The 17,763-nt window shown below is 67.3% G+C and carries 18 protein-coding genes; 10 read left to right on the forward strand and 8 right to left on the reverse strand.

Annotation, left to right across the window (positions count from 1 at the left end):
* Positions 1-71: 71 nt before the first annotated feature.
* The 3 genes from D7252_RS12700 (at position 72) to D7252_RS12710 (ending at position 2,644) form a co-directional block, all read left to right on the forward strand.
* On the forward strand, positions 72-1,373 hold the full coding sequence (locus D7252_RS12700; protein ID WP_120775722.1) for a PrsW family intramembrane metalloprotease: 1,302 nt from the start codon (positions 72-74) through the stop codon (positions 1,371-1,373).
* 168 nt (positions 1,374-1,541) lie between these two features.
* Positions 1,542-1,910 carry an FKBP-type peptidyl-prolyl cis-trans isomerase gene (locus D7252_RS12705; protein WP_120775723.1) on the forward strand — a complete coding sequence of 123 codons (369 nt, stop codon included), beginning with the start codon at positions 1,542-1,544 and terminating at the stop codon, positions 1,908-1,910.
* A gap of 179 nt (positions 1,911-2,089) precedes the next feature.
* A complete protein-coding gene (locus tag D7252_RS12710; protein WP_120775724.1) occupies positions 2,090-2,644 on the forward strand; it encodes a YceI family protein in 555 nt (184 codons plus the stop codon).
* A gap of 32 nt (positions 2,645-2,676) precedes the next feature.
* On the opposite strand, the gene D7252_RS12715 is transcribed toward D7252_RS12710, so the two are convergent.
* Positions 2,677-3,969 (reverse strand): MFS transporter, encoded by a 1,293-nt coding sequence (locus D7252_RS12715; protein ID WP_120775725.1) that lies wholly within the window; start codon positions 3,967-3,969, stop codon positions 2,677-2,679.
* A 175-nt stretch (positions 3,970-4,144) separates the two neighbouring features.
* On the opposite strand from D7252_RS12715, the gene rpsO reads away from it, so the two are divergent.
* Positions 4,145-4,414: a 30S ribosomal protein S15 gene (rpsO, locus tag D7252_RS12720; RefSeq protein ID WP_046014407.1), complete on the forward strand. Its 270-nt coding sequence runs from the start codon at positions 4,145-4,147 to the stop codon at positions 4,412-4,414.
* Between the two features lie 121 nt (positions 4,415-4,535).
* Here the strand turns inward: rpsO and D7252_RS12725 are convergent, their stop codons facing one another.
* Positions 4,536-5,540, reverse strand: a complete 1,005-nt coding sequence (locus D7252_RS12725) for an isopenicillin N synthase family oxygenase (protein ID WP_120775726.1) — start codon at positions 5,538-5,540, stop codon at positions 4,536-4,538.
* A 160-nt stretch (positions 5,541-5,700) separates the two neighbouring features.
* On the opposite strand from D7252_RS12725, the gene efeU reads away from it, so the two are divergent.
* From efeU to efeB, 3 genes are read left to right on the forward strand one after another with little or no spacing between them, the layout of a single operon-like run.
* Entirely contained in the window at positions 5,701-6,645 is a 945-nt protein-coding gene (gene efeU, locus D7252_RS12730; RefSeq protein WP_120775727.1) for an iron uptake transporter permease EfeU, read from the forward strand.
* Positions 6,642-7,874, forward strand: coding sequence for an iron uptake system protein EfeO (gene efeO, locus D7252_RS12735; protein WP_120775728.1), 1,233 nt, complete (start codon positions 6,642-6,644; stop codon positions 7,872-7,874). The genes efeU and efeO overlap by 4 nt, the downstream gene beginning before the upstream one ends.
* Positions 7,875-7,910: 36 nt before the next feature.
* Positions 7,911-9,218, forward strand: a complete 1,308-nt coding sequence (gene efeB, locus D7252_RS12740) for an iron uptake transporter deferrochelatase/peroxidase subunit (protein ID WP_120775729.1) — start codon at positions 7,911-7,913, stop codon at positions 9,216-9,218.
* An 11-nt stretch (positions 9,219-9,229) separates the two neighbouring features.
* On the opposite strand, the gene D7252_RS12745 is transcribed toward efeB, so the two are convergent.
* Positions 9,230-10,093, reverse strand: coding sequence for a serine hydrolase (locus tag D7252_RS12745; protein ID WP_120776956.1), 864 nt, complete (start codon positions 10,091-10,093; stop codon positions 9,230-9,232).
* A 23-nt stretch (positions 10,094-10,116) separates the two neighbouring features.
* Positions 10,117-11,247 carry an acyltransferase family protein gene (locus D7252_RS12750; RefSeq protein WP_120775730.1) on the reverse strand — a complete coding sequence of 377 codons (1,131 nt, stop codon included), beginning with the start codon at positions 11,245-11,247 and terminating at the stop codon, positions 10,117-10,119.
* A gap of 111 nt (positions 11,248-11,358) precedes the next feature.
* Here D7252_RS12750 and D7252_RS12755 point away from each other — a divergent pair, with 111 nt between their 5' ends.
* Together D7252_RS12755 and D7252_RS12760 are read left to right on the forward strand one after the other, a co-directional pair.
* The gene (locus D7252_RS12755; protein WP_120776957.1) at positions 11,359-12,585 is read left to right on the forward strand and encodes an LLM class flavin-dependent oxidoreductase; all 1,227 of its coding nucleotides are present in this window, start codon (positions 11,359-11,361) and stop codon (positions 12,583-12,585) included.
* A gap of 1 nt (position 12,586) precedes the next feature.
* The gene (locus D7252_RS12760; RefSeq protein WP_120775731.1) at positions 12,587-13,231 is read left to right on the forward strand and encodes an FMN reductase; all 645 of its coding nucleotides are present in this window, start codon (positions 12,587-12,589) and stop codon (positions 13,229-13,231) included.
* A gap of 13 nt (positions 13,232-13,244) precedes the next feature.
* Here the strand turns inward: D7252_RS12760 and D7252_RS12765 are convergent, their stop codons facing one another.
* Together D7252_RS12765 and D7252_RS12770 are read right to left on the reverse strand one after the other, a co-directional pair.
* Positions 13,245-13,937 (reverse strand): response regulator, encoded by a 693-nt coding sequence (locus D7252_RS12765; protein WP_120775732.1) that lies wholly within the window; start codon positions 13,935-13,937, stop codon positions 13,245-13,247.
* Positions 13,934-15,220, reverse strand: coding sequence for an ATP-binding protein (locus D7252_RS12770; protein ID WP_120775733.1), 1,287 nt, complete (start codon positions 15,218-15,220; stop codon positions 13,934-13,936). The genes D7252_RS12765 and D7252_RS12770 overlap by 4 nt, the downstream gene beginning before the upstream one ends.
* A 149-nt stretch (positions 15,221-15,369) precedes the next feature.
* On the opposite strand from D7252_RS12770, the gene D7252_RS12775 reads away from it, so the two are divergent.
* The gene (locus D7252_RS12775; RefSeq protein ID WP_120775734.1) at positions 15,370-16,809 is read left to right on the forward strand and encodes a cation:dicarboxylate symporter family transporter; all 1,440 of its coding nucleotides are present in this window, start codon (positions 15,370-15,372) and stop codon (positions 16,807-16,809) included.
* A gap of 57 nt (positions 16,810-16,866) precedes the next feature.
* On the opposite strand, the gene D7252_RS20090 is transcribed toward D7252_RS12775, so the two are convergent.
* Both D7252_RS20090 and D7252_RS12780 read right to left on the reverse strand, forming a co-directional pair.
* On the reverse strand, positions 16,867-17,043 hold the full coding sequence (locus D7252_RS20090) for a DUF5302 domain-containing protein (RefSeq protein WP_183055290.1): 177 nt from the start codon (positions 17,041-17,043) through the stop codon (positions 16,867-16,869).
* A gap of 37 nt (positions 17,044-17,080) precedes the next feature.
* Positions 17,081-17,665 (reverse strand): DedA family protein, encoded by a 585-nt coding sequence (locus D7252_RS12780; protein ID WP_259461097.1) that lies wholly within the window; start codon positions 17,663-17,665, stop codon positions 17,081-17,083.
* Positions 17,666-17,763 lie beyond the last annotated feature (98 nt).

Genomic DNA, 17,763 nt, shown 5'->3' on the forward strand with positions numbered 1-17,763 from the left:
GGAGCCTGCTCACAGGCGTGGTGGGGCCGTCCGCAAGCGATCACAGCGGCTTGTGCCCATATGCTTTGGCTATGAGTCTCGGAGGACCGCCGCAACCGCAGCAGCCAACGCCGTACAGCCCGCCACCGGCGCAGCCTCCGGGGGCTCCGCAGTACTCCGCGCCGCAGTACTCGCATTCGCCCTACACACCGACGTCGTTCTCGCAGCAGCCGAGCTACGCATCGGCGCTGGCGCAACCGACACCGTACGAACCGCCGGCGCCGGTCCCGCCGGCGCCCGCCGAGTCGCTCCCCGCACTGCCGGTGCCGTCGAAGCGAGGCCGTACGGTCTCGCTCTGGCTGTTCGGATTCCTCGGATTCCTGCTTCTCGCACTCATCGGCTACTTCGGATGGGCCCTCGGTCCGGCGGCGTCGGTGGTCGGGTTCCTGCTCGCGCTCATCCCGCTCGCGATCGTGTTCCTCGGCGTCCGCATGATCGACCGCTGGGAGCCCGAGCCGAAGCGGATCGTCGTCTTCGCCATCGCCTGGGGGGCGATCGCCGCCGTCGGCCTCACGCTGTTGCTCGATCTCGGGCTGACCTTCCTGTTCGGCATCCGCTCCGATGCCTTCTCCGCCGTCGTGCAGGCGCCGATCGTCGAGGAGTTCTGGAAGGGGCTGGGCGTCTTCCTGATCTTCCTCGTGGCACGCCGCGCCTTCGACGGGCCGGTGGACGGCGTCGTCTACGGCGCTCTGGTGGGGGCGGGTTTCGCTTTCACCGAGAACATCCAGTACTTCGCGATCAGCCTGATCGAGGGCGGTGGCGAGCAGCTCACCGCGACCTTCGTCGTGCGGGCCCTGCTCTCACCCTTCGCGCACGCCATGTTCACGGCATTGACGGGCTTCGCGATCGGTCTCGCCGCTCGGCGCCACTCGTCCGCCGGCAGTGCGGCGGCGGCCGGACTGCTGGGCATGCTGGGGGCGATCCTCCTCCACGCGCTCTGGAACGGATCGGCGACTTTCGCCGACTTCTTCGGTCTGTACTTCACGCTTCAGGTTCCGCTTTTCGCGGGATTCATCCTCGGCATCATCGCCCTCCGCCGTGAGGAGGCCCGGTTGACCAAGGCGCGCCTCGGTGAGTACGCGGCGGCGGGCTGGTTCACGCCGGAAGAGGTCACGATGCTGGCCACACCGGCCGGGCGGAAGACCGGACTGCGCTGGGCGGCCCAGCTTCGAGGCGACCGTCGTCCGCTGATGCGCGAATTCATCAAGGATGCGACGGCACTGGCCGCCGTCCGGCAGCGCGCGATCACCGGGCGCGACCCGCTCGCCACGGAAGACGAGCGGGCGTTGCTGATCCGCACCCGCGCGGCCAGAGCGGCGTTGCTGGCTTACTGACCGGGCAAGACTCAGCGCCCGGTGCTGCGGCGATGCCTGCATGTCTCCCGGGCGCTGAGTTGGTCTGTAATCAGGGTGCACCCGGTCGCTGAGGGTGTCAAGACCATGTTCGCTGTCAGCAGGTGCCTGCACGTTGACCCGTTCCCGGCGCTCGGGTTGGATGGAGACATGACTGATCGCACAAAGCCCGAGTTCGACGCCCCTACCGGCCCCGCTCCCGCGGAGCTCGTCACCCGCGACCTCATCGAGGGTGACGGCGCCGAAGCCAAGCCCGGCGACACCGTGACCGTTCACTACGCGGGTGTCGAGTTCGACTCCGGCGAAGAGTTCGACTCCTCCTGGGGGCGTGGCGAGACCATCCAGTTCCCTCTGCGCGGCCTCATTCAGGGCTGGCAGGACGGCATCCCCGGCATGAAGGTCGGCGGGCGTCGCGAACTCGTCATCCCGCCGCACCTCGCCTACGGCCCCGTGGGCGGCGGACACTTCCTCTCCGGCAAGACCCTGATCTTCATCATCGATCTGGTCGCCGTCGGCTGATTCCGCACCGGTTTCCGAGACGCCCTGCCCCTTCCGGAGCGGGGCGTCTCGTCGTCTCGGGGAAGATTCCCCATTCAGGGGAATACATGCTTCTGAATGTAAGTTGGGACACATGACGCCGCATTCGCGGCCCGTGTCCCCCTGCCGCAGCAGCGGCTGAAGTCTCCAGAGGAGAAGCCATGACCAGCACCGACATCCCCGGCTACCGCCCCGGCACCTACGTGCTCGACCCTTCGCACAGTGAGGTCACCTTCAGCGTCCGTCACATGATGATCTCGAAGGTGCGCGGCACCTTCGGCGTCAAGAACGCGACGCTGACCGCCCCCGAGAACCCGCTGGAGGCCAAGGTCGAGGCGACGGTGGACGTCACCTCGATCGACACGAATGACGAAGGGCGCGACGCCCACCTGCGTTCGGCCGACTTCTTCGACACCGAGAACTTCCCGACCATGGAGTTCGTGTCCACGGGTGCGCGGGTTCAGGGAGACGACCTGTTCGTCGACGGCGACCTCACCATCCGGGGTACGACCAAGCCCGTGAGTTTCGAGCTCGACTTCGGCGGCTTCGGCACCGACCCGTACGGCAACTACAAGGCCGGCGCCTCCGCGAAGGCCGTGATCAACCGTGAGGACTTCGGCCTCACCTGGAACGCCGCACTGGAGACCGGTGGCGTTCTGGTGGGCAAGGATGTCACGATCAGCCTCGACCTGCAGGGTGCGCTGCAGCAGGACTGACAGCGTCCGCTCTTCTCGGAACCCCGGGCCCGTCAGGGCTCGGGGTTCTCTGCGTCGTAGTCGCGGAACCGATGGTTCCGCCGGGCGAGCAACGCCACCAGGCCGATGATGAGAATTCCGCCGAGAAGAGGCGGGAACCAGAGGGTCGTCACCGTGGCCAGTGTGCCGGCGTAGAGAGCTCCGAGACGCGGCCCACCGGTGACGACGACGATGAAGACTCCCTGCAGCCGTCCGCGCATCGCGTCCGGAACAGCCGCCTGCATCATCGTGTTGCGGTAGATCGAACTGACGTTGTCGGCTGCGCCGAAGAGAGCGAGAGCGATGCATGCCGCGACGATGAGTGCGACATGGGGGGAGCGCTCGGTGGCCGGAGCCGAGAACGCACCGAGCACGAGCACGAGGCCGAACAGCACGATCGCGGCACCATACGCTTCCACGGCGCGGGCTATCCCACGCCCGTGCCAGCGGTAGTGGACGACGCGTCCGGAGAAGAGACTCGAGGTGAAGGTGCCGACTGCGACAGCCGCGGTGAGAACACCCGTCGTGACCGCGCCTCCGCCCAGGAGAACGGTGCCGAGGGCGGGGAACAGCACGAGCGGCTGCCCGAACGTCATCGCGATGATGTCGACGATGTACTGCATCCGGATGTTGCCCGCTCGCCGCAGGAAACGCCAACCGTCGGTGAGGGATTCTCGTCCCGGCCGCACGATGTCGCCCTCGGGCCGCAGGGCGGGGAGGGTCCACAGGCCGAGGAACATCGACAGCATCAACACGACGTCGATCGTGTACGTCCAGCCGTAGCCGGTGAGCGCGACCAGGATGCCGGCAACCGCCGGTCCCGCCATGACGGTGACCCCGAACGCCACTCCGTTGAGAGCGGACGCCGCAGCGAGCATGCTCCGCGGAATCAGTCGCGGGACGATCGCGGTCCGAGTGGCCATCCCGACGGAGTTCGCCGCGGAGTTGACGATGCTCAACACGTACAGCCACCAGATCGCCTCGGCGCCTGTCCAGGTGAGTGCGGCAAGCATGGCGGTGGATGCGAAGGTCACGGTGGCGGCGATCAACGCGACCCGACGGCGGTCGAACGCGTCGGCGAGCATGCCGCCGTAGAGGCCGGCGAGAACCATCGGCGCGAGTCCGGCCACAGCGACCATCGAGACGGCGAAGGTGCTCTGCGTGAGCGCGTACACATGTAGCATCACGGTGACGATCGTGAGCTGTCCGCCGATTCCGGCGAGGGTCGAGCCGATCCACATCCTGGCGAAGGCCGGGCTGGTTCTCAGCGGCGTGAGATCGATCAAGTGCCCGCGTGCTGCGCTCACTCGACACTTCTCTCGGTCACGCATCGAGCGTAATGGAGGGTGCCTGGTCCCGTGTACCGGACGCGACCGCCCTGCTGGTAGACTCTTCAGGTTGCCGTTTGATCGGCCGCGGATAAAGAGAGCCCACGCATAAGGCGTCGGGCGCCGCGCAACGAACTGAAAGGGGATCCCATCTATGCCACTCGAATCTGACGCCAAGAAGGCGATCATGGAAGAGTACGCGACGCACCCCGGTGACACCGGATCCCCCGAGGTGCAGGTCGCGATGCTGACGCAGCGCATCAAGGACCTCACCGAACACCTGAAGGAGCACAAGCACGACCACCACTCGCGTCGTGGCCTGTTCCTCATGGTTGGTCAGCGCCGTCGTCTGCTCGGTTACCTCCAGGACATCGACATCGAGCGCTACCGCTCGCTGATCGAGCGTCTCGGACTCCGTCGCTGAGCGAAGCAGAGCGAACCAGCGTACTATCGCGCAAAACATTCTTGTGAAGGCCGCCCCACGGTGTGGGGCGGCCTTCTTCGTGTCCCGGCGCGGTCGCCGAGCCCAGCCTCAGGCCCCAGCCTCAGGCGGGAACGGACACCAGTTCGGGGTGATGGATCGCGGCTACATCGGGGTGCGCCCGCAAGCGTGACTTCAGCGCGTTCTCACCGTAGAGAGCATGGATCGGATTGCTGGGGTCGTCGGTGACGCCCGTGGCATCCGCGGCGAGGTCGGCAGGAAGCTCGAGCAGGGGCAGGCGCTTGTCGAGCGCCGGGTTGAAGAAGAACGGGACGGAGATGCGCTCGTCCGGCGCCTTCGGTGATATCACGCGGTGGTTGGTCGCCTTCAGATAGCCTCCGGTCGCGTACTCGAGGAGCTCGCCGATGTTGACCACGAAGGCACCAGGCACCGGGGGAGCGTCGACCCAGGTCCCGTCCCGCTCGACCTGGAGCCCGCCCTTGCCCGGCTCGACCCACAGCAGCGTCAGCACTCCCGAGTCCTTGTGTGCACCTACCCCCTGCTGCGGCGCGGGGGCGTCCGTTCCCGGGTAGCGCACGATCTTGATCAGAGTCGACGGCTCACCGAAGTGCTCGTCGAAGTACGTCTCGTCGGCGCCGAGGGTCTGGGCCCAGGCGCGCAGCAGCTTCCGTGCCACCTCCGACAGGGTGGCGTGCCATTCTTCGACGATCGGGCGGAGCTCGGGCTGGGCGGCGGGCCAGAGGTTGGGCCCGATGAGGCGGTTGAACGCGGGCCCCTCGTCGACCGGGGAGCGCTCGGGGCCGATGTCGATCTGTTCGCGCCAGTCGACCCTGCCCTGCGTGCGTTCTCCTCCGATTCGGGTGTAGCCGCGGAAGTGCGGGCTGTTGATGTTCTCGATCGCCAGTTTGTCGGCGTCGGGCAGCGCGAAGAAGTCCAGCGCCGCGCGGTGGAGCCGCGCTTCGAGTTCAGCAGAGATCCCCGTGCCGACGAGGTAGAAGAACCCGACATCGTGGGTGGCGGTTCGGAGGTCTTCTCGGAAGCGTGCGGCCGCATCGGGGCCCTGATCGAGCAGCGAGATGTCGAGGATGGGAAGCGAGAGGTCAGCCATGGACCGAGGCTACGTCGGCGGCGGCTCTGTGGTGCCGTGTGTTGCGCTGCGTTACCGGCGGTCACGCGCGAGGCGTCAGAGGTCGTGCCGTGGTTCCGGGCGGTGCTAGAGTCTCGTGAAGTAAGGATTGCCTTGCCTCACTTCCGCAGAAAGAGCACCCGTGTTCGCTACCTTCCTCATCGGGCTTCGTGAGGGTCTCGAAGCGGCGCTCGTCGTCGGCATCCTCGTCGCGTATCTCCGCCGGCTCGGACGGCAGGACGCACTGCCACGACTCTGGGCGGGAGTGGGACTGGCGATCGCCCTCGCTCTGGGAATCGGCGCCGTTCTCACGTTCGGCTCCTACGAGCTCACCTTCACGGCACAGGAGCTGATCGGCGGCGGGTTGTCGCTGCTCGCGGTCGCCATGGTGACCTGGATGATCTTCTGGATGCAGCGTGCCGGTCGCACGATGAAGGCGAGTCTCGAGAGCGGCGTCGACCGCGCCCTGACGGCCGGCAGCCTGTGGGCACTGATCGCGATCGGCTTCGTCTCGGTCGCCCGGGAGGGCATCGAGACGACCTTGCTGCTGTGGTCGATGGTGCAGTCCTTCGGAGATGCGCCGTCGGCGTTGCTGGGCGCGCTCCTCGGACTCGTCGCCGCCGTCGCCGTCGGCTGGTTGATCTCCCGTGGCGCGGTCAGATTGGATCTGCGTCGGTTCTTCGCCTGGACGGGAGGATTCCTTGTGATCGTGGCGGCGGGTGTGCTGGCTTACGCGATCATGGATCTTCAGGAGGCCGGTGCCCTTCCCGGTCCCTTCACTTCCGCGGCGCCCCTCGATGCGACCAGCGGCGGCGTGGCCGTGGGCTGGACGGCGATCCCGTTCGGCTGGGCGTTCGACGTCTCCGCGACCATCGCTCCGGGCGGGCCGCTGGCGGCCCTGCTGCAGGCCACCGTCGGATTCATGCCCGCGATGACCTGGCTGCAGGTGATCGCGTGGTCGCTCTACGTCCTCGTCGTCGGGTCCCTGTACATCCGCGGTCTTCGCTCGCGACGGGCGCCGACGACGGCGACGCCCGCCACGACGCGGATCGACACGACACCTCTCACACAACAAGGAGCAGCATGATCACCTCCCACCGGTTCCTCGCCGCGCTAGCTGCGGGCGGCGCCGCGACACTCGTTCTGAGTGGCTGCGTCGCCAAGAGCGAGATGAGCGCCGCGGCGGCGTTCGAAGTCTCGTCGACGGACGGCGACTGCGCCGTGTCCGCGTCGACGGCGAAGAGCGGCACGCTCACGTTCGACGTCACCAACGACACCGATCAGGTCTCGGAGTTCTATCTCCTCGCCGAAGACGGTCTTCGCATCGTCGGCGAGGTCGAGAACATCGCACCTTCCGCGTCCCGCACGCTCACCGTCGTGGCTCAGCCCGGCGACTACTTCACACTCTGCAAGCCCGGCATGATCGGTGAAGGCGTCGGCAAGTCGGCGTTCACGGTCGCGGGCGATCGCGTCGCCGTCGACGGCCCGGACGCGGAGCAGAAGGAGCAGGCCGTCGACCTGTACGCAGCGTTCGTCAAGGACCAGGTCGGGCAGCTCGTGCCGGCGGTCGAGGATTTCGTCGTGGCGTATCAGTCGGGTGATGACGAGACCGCGCGAGAGCTCTTCCCGCAGACCCGCGCCTTCTACGAGCGCATCGAGCCGGTGGCGGAAGCGCTCGGCGACCTCGATCCGCGCATCGACTATCGGGAGGTCGACGCCGTCGCCGAGGGACTCGACTGGACCGGCTTCCACCGCATCGAGAAAGACCTCTGGGTCCCGGCGGAAGACGCGCTGAACGCCGACGGCGAGACTCCCGCGTGGCAGGACTGGACCCCGTCCACACCGCAGGAGCGCGCGGACTTCGGTGATCTGCTTCTCGCTGACGCGCAGGAACTCTATGACTACGTCCACTCGGACGACTTCGTCTCAGCGCTGGACGACCAGGGCATCGGAGGCATCTCCAACGGCGCGATCGCGCTGCTCGACGAGGTGGCCACGGGCAAGATCTCCGGCGAAGAGGACTGGTGGTCCGGCACGGACCTCTACGACTTCGCCGCGAACGTGGAGGGCTCGAAGATGGCGTTCTCGCTGGTGCAGGACTTCGCCGTCGCTCAGGGCGAGGACGGTGAGGCGCTGGTCGCCGAGATCGAAGGCGGGTACGCCGAACTCGAGGAGTCGCTGGCTGCGCACGGCTCATTGGCGGAGGGTTTCGTCGGATACGCCGAACTGACGGCGGAAGACAAGCGCGAGTTCACCGACCTGATCAACGCGCTGGCGGAACCGCTGTCGCAGCTCACCGGCACGGTGCTGGAGTGATCGGCATCGTGCCGGCCGACGCGAGACCACCGCGACGTGGGTGAATCAGAGGCGGATGCCGCCGAGAGCCCGCCGACGAACGGGGAAACGGTTCCCGCTGCCGACGGACTGAGCAGGCGGGGTCTGCTCGGTCTCGCGATCGGCGGAGGAGTGGCCGGCCTCGCCGTCGGCGTGGGCTCCGGGTTGGCAGGCGGCGTGGCGCTCGGGCGAGCGCGCGCCGAGGCGGATGCCCAGGTCGCCCACGAGTTCTTCGGTTCCCACCAGGCCGGGATCACGACGCCGGTTCAGGATCACCTGCACTTCGCCAGTTTCGACATGATGCCGCGCACCGATCGGGACGACCTGATCTCGCTGCTGCAGGACTGGTCGTACGCAGCGTCGCGGATGGCACAGGGGCTCGAGGTGAGCGCCAGCGGTGCCGTCAACGGGTCGGCTCAGGCGCCGCCCGACGACACCGGTGAAGCACTGGGCCTCCCGGCGGCGGGTCTCACGATCACCTTCGGATTCGGACCCGGCCTCTTCGAGAGCGAGGAGGGCGACCGGTATGGGATCGCGTCCCTCCGTCCGGCCGCACTGAAGCGCCTCCCGGCATTCGTCGGTGACGACCTGGATCCGCAGTCCTCGCACGGTGACCTCTGCATCCAGGCATGTGCCGATGACCCGCAGGTCGCCGTGCACGCGATCCGCAATCTCAGTCGGATCGCCTTCGGCAGGGCGCGCCTGCGCTGGTCGCAGCTGGGATTCGGAAAGACGTCGCGCACCACTTCGGCGCAGGCGACGCCGCGGAACCTCTTCGGGTTCAAGGACGGCACCGCGAACATTCTCGCGGATGACGCCGCGGCGTTGGCCGACCAGGTGTGGGTCGCCCCGAACGACGAGCCGGCCTGGCTCACCGGCGGGTCATACCTGGTGGCCAGGAAGATCGCGATGCTCATCGAGACGTGGGATCGAGTGCGTCTCGCCGAGCAGGACACCATCATCGGTCGTGACAAGGGGGAGGGGGCTCCGCTCTCCGGCGGCGACGAGGGCACCGCGCCCGACTTCAGCGACGCCGCGCTCGGGGAGAACAGTCACGTTCGGCTCGCTCACCCTGCGCAGAACGGCGGTGTTCGCATCCTTCGGCGCGGCTACAACTACGTCGACGGCAACAACGACCTCGGGCGGCTCGATGCCGGACTCTTCTTCCTCTCGTATCAGCGGGACCCAGGGCAGTTCATCTCGCTCCAGCGACGGCTTTCGACCGATCGGCTGAACGAGTACATCCGTCATGTCGGTTCGGGCGTCTGGGCGATTCCCGCCGGTGTGAAGCCCGGCTCGTACGTGGGAGCGGAACTCTTCGCCTGACGGTCGGGCACTCAGCTCTCGAGCATCGCGACCACGAACGCCGCGACGGCATCCGCGCCGAAGTGATCGCTCGCCGTGAGGGTGACGACGGCGTCGCCCAGGAAGATGATCAGTTGGCCGTGGGCGCCATGCAGCCGCCACGCCTTCCCCGGGCCACCCCATCCTGCGAGGGCGTAGCGGTCATAGCCGGGGTTCTCTCCGGCGACGACCCAGTCGTCATGCATGGCATCCGTCCATTCCGCAGACACCAGCTGTCGGCCCTGCCACACACCGCGGTCCCGTACCAGCCGGCCGATGCGCGCCAGCTCGTCGGTGCGAAGGGCCAGCCCGCCACCGGCCACGATTCGTCCGTTCGGGCAGCGATCCCACTCGACGTCGGCGATGCCGAGGGGTGCGAACAGGCGTGGCTCGAGATAGTGCGCCACGTCACCGACACGGGCGGCCAGCGCTGCCATCGCCGCGTAGGTGCTCGCGTTCGCGTACTGGAAGATGCGTCCGCCGGATGGACGAGCGAGGAACTCGCGCGCGAGGTCTGGCCAGTCTGTCATCAGCGTCTCCGACCAGGGCATGTCGATGCCGCTGGACATGGTGAGCAGGTGCCGTAGCGTGATCCGATCGGCGCCATCGCCGTATTCCCAGTCCGGCAGGTAGGTGGCGACAGGCTCGTCGAAGGAGACGGCCCCCTCGTCCGCCGCGATGCCGGCGGCGAGGACGCAGACGCCCTTGGCTGCAGAGTGGATGTCTTCGCGCACGTCGGGCGTCCAACGGTGTCCCGCGGTGTCGGCGCCGATCCGTACGTGCAGCCCGTGCGCCGCGAAGCCCGACGTGTCGACGTGCTGCACGATGCGGTCGCGGACGTTTCGTGCGGAAGTCACGACCACGAGGCTATCGGCACTCGTCACCGCGGTCTGCGCGATCCCGTCGGATCGCTTCGACGACCTTCGCGGGACGCCAGCTCGGGGTCCACGAACAACCAGCGGGGTCGTGGCTCCACCAGGGGTCGGAACACTCGCCGCACCGGCTTCGTCGCCAGCGCGAGGGCGGCGACCACCGAGAGCACGGTGATCAGTGGCAGCCAGATCCACGTCGGTTCCAGCTCTCGCAGAACGCCGCTCTCGCGGAACGGGTACAGCACGAAGGAGTGCAGTAGGAACACATACATCGTGTACTGGCCGAAGGGTGTCCACCAGTGCTGGGCGCGCGGGATGAGGGCGAAGAAGGCGGCGCTGAGCACGACGGCCATCACCATCAGCGCGAGGCGGATGCCGCCGGCCCACCACTGCTCGCCACCGAGATCGGAGTAGGAGTCGTCGTAGAACAGCCAGTGGCGGAGGTCGACCTGCTGCCATACGGGGAGCCAGTTCCATGCCGCCCATCCGGCGGTGCCGAGGGCGGCGATGGCTGCGAGCCGCACCCACCACGGTCGTGCGTCGATCAGGCGGAACCGGTCGACGATCCGGTGTTCGCGCAGCCACCAGCCGAGTGCGAAGAAGGGGAGGAGACCCAAGGTGCGCGACAGCGAGAACGTGCTGTCGACGTTGGGCAGGTAGCCGACACCCACGGAGATCACGACCGTCCACAGCAGCGGCCAGCGCAACAGGGCGAGGTACGGCAGGACGAGGCGGAAGATGCCGAGAGCGAGCAGGAACCAGAGCGTCCAGCTGGGCTCGGTGATATTGGGAGTCGCTTCGCCCTCGACGAGCCACTTGGTGACGGTCCAGAGCAGTTCGAAGATGATGTAGGGGACGAGGATGTCGGTGATCACCCGTGCCATCTGCGTCTTGGTCGGCGACGAAGACTTCGAGAAGTAGCCCGAGATGATGGCGAACGCCGGCATGTGGAAGGCGTACAACGCGAGGTAGAACGCGAAAGCGATGTCGGAGTCATAGATGAGGCGTTGAATCGCATGGCCGAGCACCACCAGGACGATGCAGATGTACCGCGCGTTGTCCCAGAACGGCACCCGCTTCTTCGGCCGTGGCACGGATCCTGTGGTGGGCCCTGAGATGTCCGCCCCGGTGCTGCTCATACGTCGAGGCTACAGCCCGGGAATAAAGTTGATCTGACCGCGTTGACCCATATACATTCAAATGAATAGAACAGGATGCCAGTCATCCGGTTCACGGAAAACGGAGCAATCATGAGCGAGCAGTCAGGCGCGCAGGCGATGCAGTTCGGCATCATGTCGGTCAGCGACATCACCCGCGATCCCACCACGGGAGTCACCCCCAGCGAGCAGGAGCGGATCAAGGCGACGCTGGCCATCGCCACGCACGCGGAAGAGGTCGGCCTCGACGTCTTCGCGATCGGCGAGCACCACAACCCGCCCTTCTGGTCCTCCAGCCCCTCGACCTTCCTGGCCGCGTTGGCCGCGCGGACCGAGCGGCTCATCGTCTCGACGTCCACGACGCTGATCACCACCAACGACCCGGTACGCATCGCGGAAGAGTACGCGATGCTGCAGCACGTGTCGGACGGCCGGATGGATCTCATGCTCGGCCGTGGCAACACCGGTCCGGTCTACCCCTGGTTCGGGCAGGACATCCGTCAGGGACTGCCGCTCGCCATCGAGAACTACGCTCTGCTGCACAAGCTCTGGCGCGAAGATGTCGTCGACTGGGAGGGCAAGTTCCGCACGCCGCTGCAGGGCTTCACGTCGACGCCCAGGCCCCTCGACGGCATCGCGCCGTTCGTCTGGCACGGTTCGATCCGCACGCCCGAGATCGCCGAGCAGGCGGCCTACTACGGTGACGGCTTCTTCGCGAACAACATCTTCTGGCCCAAGGAGCACTACCAGCGCCTCATCGAGCTGTACCGCCAGCGCTACGCGCACTACGGCCACGGCACGCCGGAGCAGGCGATCGTCGGTCTCGGCGGGCAGGTCTTCATGGCGGCCAAATCGCAGGATGCCGTGAACAGCTTCCGTCCGTACTTCGACAACGCACCGGTCTACGGCCACGGTCCGAGCATGGAGGACTTCACCGAGATGACTCCGCTCACCGTGGGATCCCCGCAGCAGGTGATCGACCGGTACGCCGCGATGCGGGAGCACTACGGCGACTACCAGCGGCAGCTGTTCCTGATCGACCACGCGGGGCTCCCCTTGAAGACCGTGCTCGAGCAGCTCGACATCCTCGGCTCCGAGGTCGTGCCGGTACTGCGCCGCGAACTGGCCAAGGATCGCCCCGCAGCCGTTCCGGACGCGCCGACCCACGCGGCCCGTGTCGCCGCCGAATTCGGTGACGGGCCCACGCGTCAAGCTCGGCCCGGAGCGAACCGCGGAGACAACCTGACCGGGGACTCGCCCTACCAGGACACTCCGGCCCCTGCCGGTGCAGCGTTCGGCCTGAGCCGGAAGGAGGCGTGACATGACGACGCGCCGTATCGCCGTGGTCTCCGCGGGCTTGTCCAATCCTTCCTCCACGAGGATGCTCGCGGACCGACTCGCCGCGGAGACCGTCAAGGCCCTCGCCGCACGAGACATCGAGGCCAGCGTCGACGTGATCGAGCTCCGCGACTACGCCCACGACATCACCAACAATCTGCTCACCGGATTCGCACCCCCCGCTCTGGAGACGGCGATCAACACCGTCGTCTCCGCGGATGCGCTGATCGCGGTGACTCCGATCTTCTCGACGAGTTACTCCGGGCTGTTCAAGTCGTTCATCGACGTGCTCGACCCGGACGCGCTCACCGGAAAGCCGGTGCTCATCGGAGCGAATGCGGGCACTGCGCGGCACTCGCTCGCGATCGACTATGCGATCAGGCCACTCTTCGCCTACTTGCACGCCGAGGCCGTGTCCACCGGTGTGTTCGCGGCGTCCAGTGACTGGGGCGGTGCCGGCGACGACGTCGCTCCGCTCGCCCGGCGCGTGGAGAAGGGGGCGAAGGAACTGGCCGAGGCGATCGCCCGTCAGGACAGCACCGCCGTTGCCGACCCCTATGACCCGGCGACGTACCTCGGCGAAGGCCGGTCCTTCGGACACATGCTCGGCGGACTCGCCGGCGAGTGAGTCTGCTCGCGAATCAGGCGCCGCGGGCGTCCCGATTCCATCCGTATTCGGTCTCGGGGCGCCCGCGAGCGCCATATCGCGCTGCCCTGGTGACGACCCCCTCGTCCGCGAGGTGCTCGAGATAGCGCCGCACGGCAACGCGGGACATGCCCAGTCCCGCGGCAGCCTCACTTGCGGAGAGCGGCCCCGCACTCCGGATCGCCGCGGACACCCTGTCGAGTGAATTCTGCGAGAGGCCCTTCGGCAGCGAGATCGCGCCGGTGGTTCGTCCGAGCAGGATGTCGATCTCCGCTTGGGTCGCGGCGCCGTCCGTGGTCGCCGCGTGCTCGTGGTGTTCGCGGTACTGCTGCATCCGTTCCGCGAAGACAGCGAACGCGAACGGCTTCACCAAGTACTGGAAGACGCCGAGCGCGGCCATCTGCCGTACCGTCTCCGCGTCTCGAACCCCGGTGATCGCGATGACATCGACAGATGCCGCCCGCGCACGCAGCGTCCGGAGAACGTCGATTCCGGAGCCGTCCGGCATCGTGATGTCGAGAAGGACCAGGTCGAATGCCGCCGGACCCTGGCGATCCAGAACAGCGCTCACAGCCGCCCGTGCACCGGTGCATTCGCCGGCCACCGCGAACCCCTCCAGCCGTGCCAGATAGTCGCGGTGGAGTTCGAGGGTGAGGGGGTCGTCGTCGACGAGAAGGGTGCGGATCATGCTCGTGACCTGCGCTCCCTGTCGGCCGCGGGAAGCAGGACACGGAACATCGTCGGTCGGCCGCTGACGGTCACGGATCCTCCGGTGCCCTCCACGATGGAGCGCACCAGGGTCAGTCCCACCCCACGGCCCTGAGCACCCGCGGGTTTCGTCGAATATCCCGGCGCGAAGATCTGCTCACGACTCTCGGGCGGAACGCCGGGGCCGCTGTCAGAGACCTCGAGGATGACGCTGCCCGCTGTGCCCGGACGCAGCGATACCGCGACCCAGCGGTCTTCCGAGTCGGCGACAGCATCCATCGCATTGTCCACGAGGTTCCCGAGTACCGAGACGCTGTCGACCGTCGACAGCGTGGAACGCGGCGTCTCTGGTTCGATGTCCACGCGCCAGTCGATGCCGCGCTCGTTCGCCTGCGATGCCTTTCCGAGGAGCAGCGCGCCGACGACAGGATCGCCGTGACGGCGCGCGGTCACCTGGTCGACCAGTGACTGGCTCTGCCGAGAGGTCTGGGTGAGGATCTCTATCGCCTCGTCGACGCGACCCAGCTCGAGCAGGGCGACGGCCGTGTGCATGCGATTGCCGTGCTCGTGAGTCTGCGCGCGCAGGGCATCGCCGAGAGTTCGGATCGACTCGAACGACGACACCGCATCGCGAACCTGTCCCGGGGGAAGGTCGCCGGCGATGCGGCGCGTGAGCCGCCGTGCGAGGACAGCCCCGCACGCACCCACCGCGACGAGACCTGCGGTGATCACGAGGGACAGCGGGAGTCGGCGGGTGAGCGTGTCGGCGATGGATTCTGTGGTCACCCCGGCGGCGACCCAGCCGACGAGCGCGTCGTCCTGTGCGGTCACGGGCACGATCGTGCGAACGGAGGGACCGAGGGTTCCCGTGAATTCCTCCGTCAGGGCGCGTGGCAGGCGGGGGATGGTGCCGAGATACCGCTCACCGATCCGGTCGGGATCAGGGTGGGTCACTCTCACCCCGTCGGGGGTCATGATCGTGATGAAATCCAACCGGGCCGCATCGACGACCTGAGCCGCGTAGGGATCGAGCCGTCGGGTCGCCTGCGCCGTGTCGTCCGTGGCCAGTGCGTCGGTGACATCGGGGGACCCGGCCAGGGCGACCGCCGTCGCGGCGGTGACGCGCTCGGCTTCGGTCCGGATGGCGCGTTGTGCTTCGACGACGAGGAAGACGGCGATCAGCGCCCCGATCAGGAGGGCGGCCGCCAGGAGCACGACGAAGACGCGGGATGCCGTGCTGCGGCCGCCGGCGGAGTGCGCCATCGGGTCCCTCCCATCGTCGTCGGTGCGGGTCGTGACCAATACGACCACAAATCGCATGTACGCGCGAAGTGGGCGACGGTGAGTGTCATCGGCGGCAGAGCGGCAGCCGGACATGACACGACGACGTTCATGATCGAGGAGGAGCAGAGATGGCCATCACAACGGGATTCACCTTGCCGGGGTTCAACGCGCGGCGCGGGAAGCAGGCCTGGGACCGTCACACCTGGCTGTACGTGTCGGTGATCATCGCGGTGGTGCTCGGCGCCCTCGTCGGACTCATCTGGCCGGAGGTCGGTCAGAGCTTCGAGCCGCTGGGCAAAGGCTTCGTGGCACTCATCAAGATGATGATCGCGCCCATCATCTTCTGCACCATCGTCGTGGGAGTCGGTTCCATCGCGAAAGCGGCGACGGTCGGGAAGATCGGCGGGCTGGCACTGCTGTACTTCATGGTCATGTCGACCTTCGCGCTCGCGATCGGGCTGGTCGTCGGCAACCTGATCCACCCCGGCTCGGGATTGGACATGGCCGGCTCCTCGTACGAGGCGGCCGAAGGGGAGGCGAAGACGACGCAGGAGTTCATCCTCGGCATCATCCCGACGACGTTCTTCTCCGCCTTCACCGGCGAGAGCGTTCTGCAGGTGCTGTTCATCGCACTGCTCGTCGGTTTCGCACTCCAGGGACTCGGCGAACGCGGTGCACCGATGATGGAAGCGGTGAAACAGCTCCAGAAGCTCGTGTTCCGGATTCTCGGAATGATCCTGTGGCTCGCGCCTCTCGGCGCCTTCGGTGCGATCGCCGCGGTGGTCGGGAAGACGGGGATCTCCGCCATCTGGAGCCTCGGCATCCTGATGATCGCCTTCTACATCACCTGCATCCTGTTCATCGTGGTCGTCCTCGGGACGCTCCTGTGGGCGGTGACCCGGGTGAACATCTTCTCGCTCATGAAGTACCTCGGGCGGGAGTACCTCCTGATCGTCGGCACATCGTCATCGGAGTCCGCTCTGCCGCGCCTGATCGCGAAGATGGAGCATGTGGGCGTGTCGAAGCCCGTGGTCGGCATCACCGTCCCGACCGGGTACTCGTTCAACCTGGACGGCACGGCGATCTACCTGACGATGGCCTCCCTCTTCATCGCGACGGGTATGGGTCAGCCGATGTCGATCGGGGAGCAGATCGGCCTGCTCGTGTTCATGATCATCGCCAGCAAGGGCGCAGCCGGGGTCACCGGGGCGGGACTCGCCACCCTGGCCGGCGGACTGCAGGCCTATCGTCCGGACCTGGTCGACGGCGTCGGGGTCATCGTGGGCATCGACCGGTTCATGTCCGAAGGGCGCGCATTGACGAACTTCACCGGCAACGCCGTCGCCACGATCCTCATCGGCACCTGGACCCATCAGATCGACCGCGATCGTGTGACTCGGGTCCTGAGCGGTGCGCTTCCCTTCGACGAGTCCCTGATGGACGGAGTCGACGGGCACGGGATGTCGGACGAGCCGGAAGCGGCCGGGGTGCAGGAGCTGAGCAGCGCAGCAGTCGCCGAGATGTCGGCCAAGGAGCGACGGGCCAGGGAACGCGCCGCGCAGAACTGACCGGAGACGAAGAGAGGGATGCGGGAGCCGGCGATGTCGGCTCCCGCATCCGTGTGGTCAACCGCTCTTGCGTCGGAACTCGCGCCGCGTCTGCGGGGCAGCCGCGCCGTGCACGGCGGAATCGCCGTCGAGGTGTGCCTCGCCCTGCCGGTGGTGCGCGTTCTTCTTCTCGAGCGCTTCCTTGAACTTGCGCTTCATCTCCTCCGAGGAGGTGGCGCCTTCTTCGGTGCTCATGCCACGAGCCTAGAGCACGGTCGCGCGCAGGGGGAGATCAGCGGCGGACTCGCCGCGTGACGAGGTCGATCAACACGCCGAGCCCGAGTGCGACGCCGATCGAGATCGGCACGGCCACCAGCGGTCCGCCGGGAACGATTGCGGCGACAGTCGCACCGACAGCAGCCTGATAGAGCGCCCACCCGGTCGCGGCGAGAGTCACGAGAGCGAGATACCTCGGAGGGTGGATGCGAGAGGCGCCCGCGACCAGGTTGATGGCGAGCCGAGCGAACGGGATGAATCGGGCGGTGAAGAGCACCGTGGCCGTGCCGGCATCCAGACGACGCTGTGCCCACCCCAGCGCCTGCTGCACCTTGGCGGTCCGCATCCACCGCCACCGATCCACCCCGACATATCGCCCGATCAGGTAGCAGCACACGTCCCCGACCGTTGCGGCGGCGGCGGCGCAGACGACGACAGCCCAAAGCTCGGGAGAACCGCCGGTCACGGCGAGCGCTCCGAGCGCGGTCACCGCGATCTCGCCGGGTACGACCACGAAGAAGGCGTCACCGAGGACGAGTGCGCTCATCAGCACCAGGCCCCAGGGACCGATCAACGATTCGGCGAGCAGGTCCGTCGACACACCCCTCACTGTGCACGGCGGCGGTGAACGGGAACCAAAGACCGGATAGCCGGTGACCTGCGATCCAGCATCCGGTGAACATCTGGTGGCGAGAGCGG

The organism is Microbacterium sp. CGR2 (assembly GCF_003626735.1).
Lineage (GTDB): Bacteria > Actinomycetota > Actinomycetes > Actinomycetales > Microbacteriaceae > Microbacterium.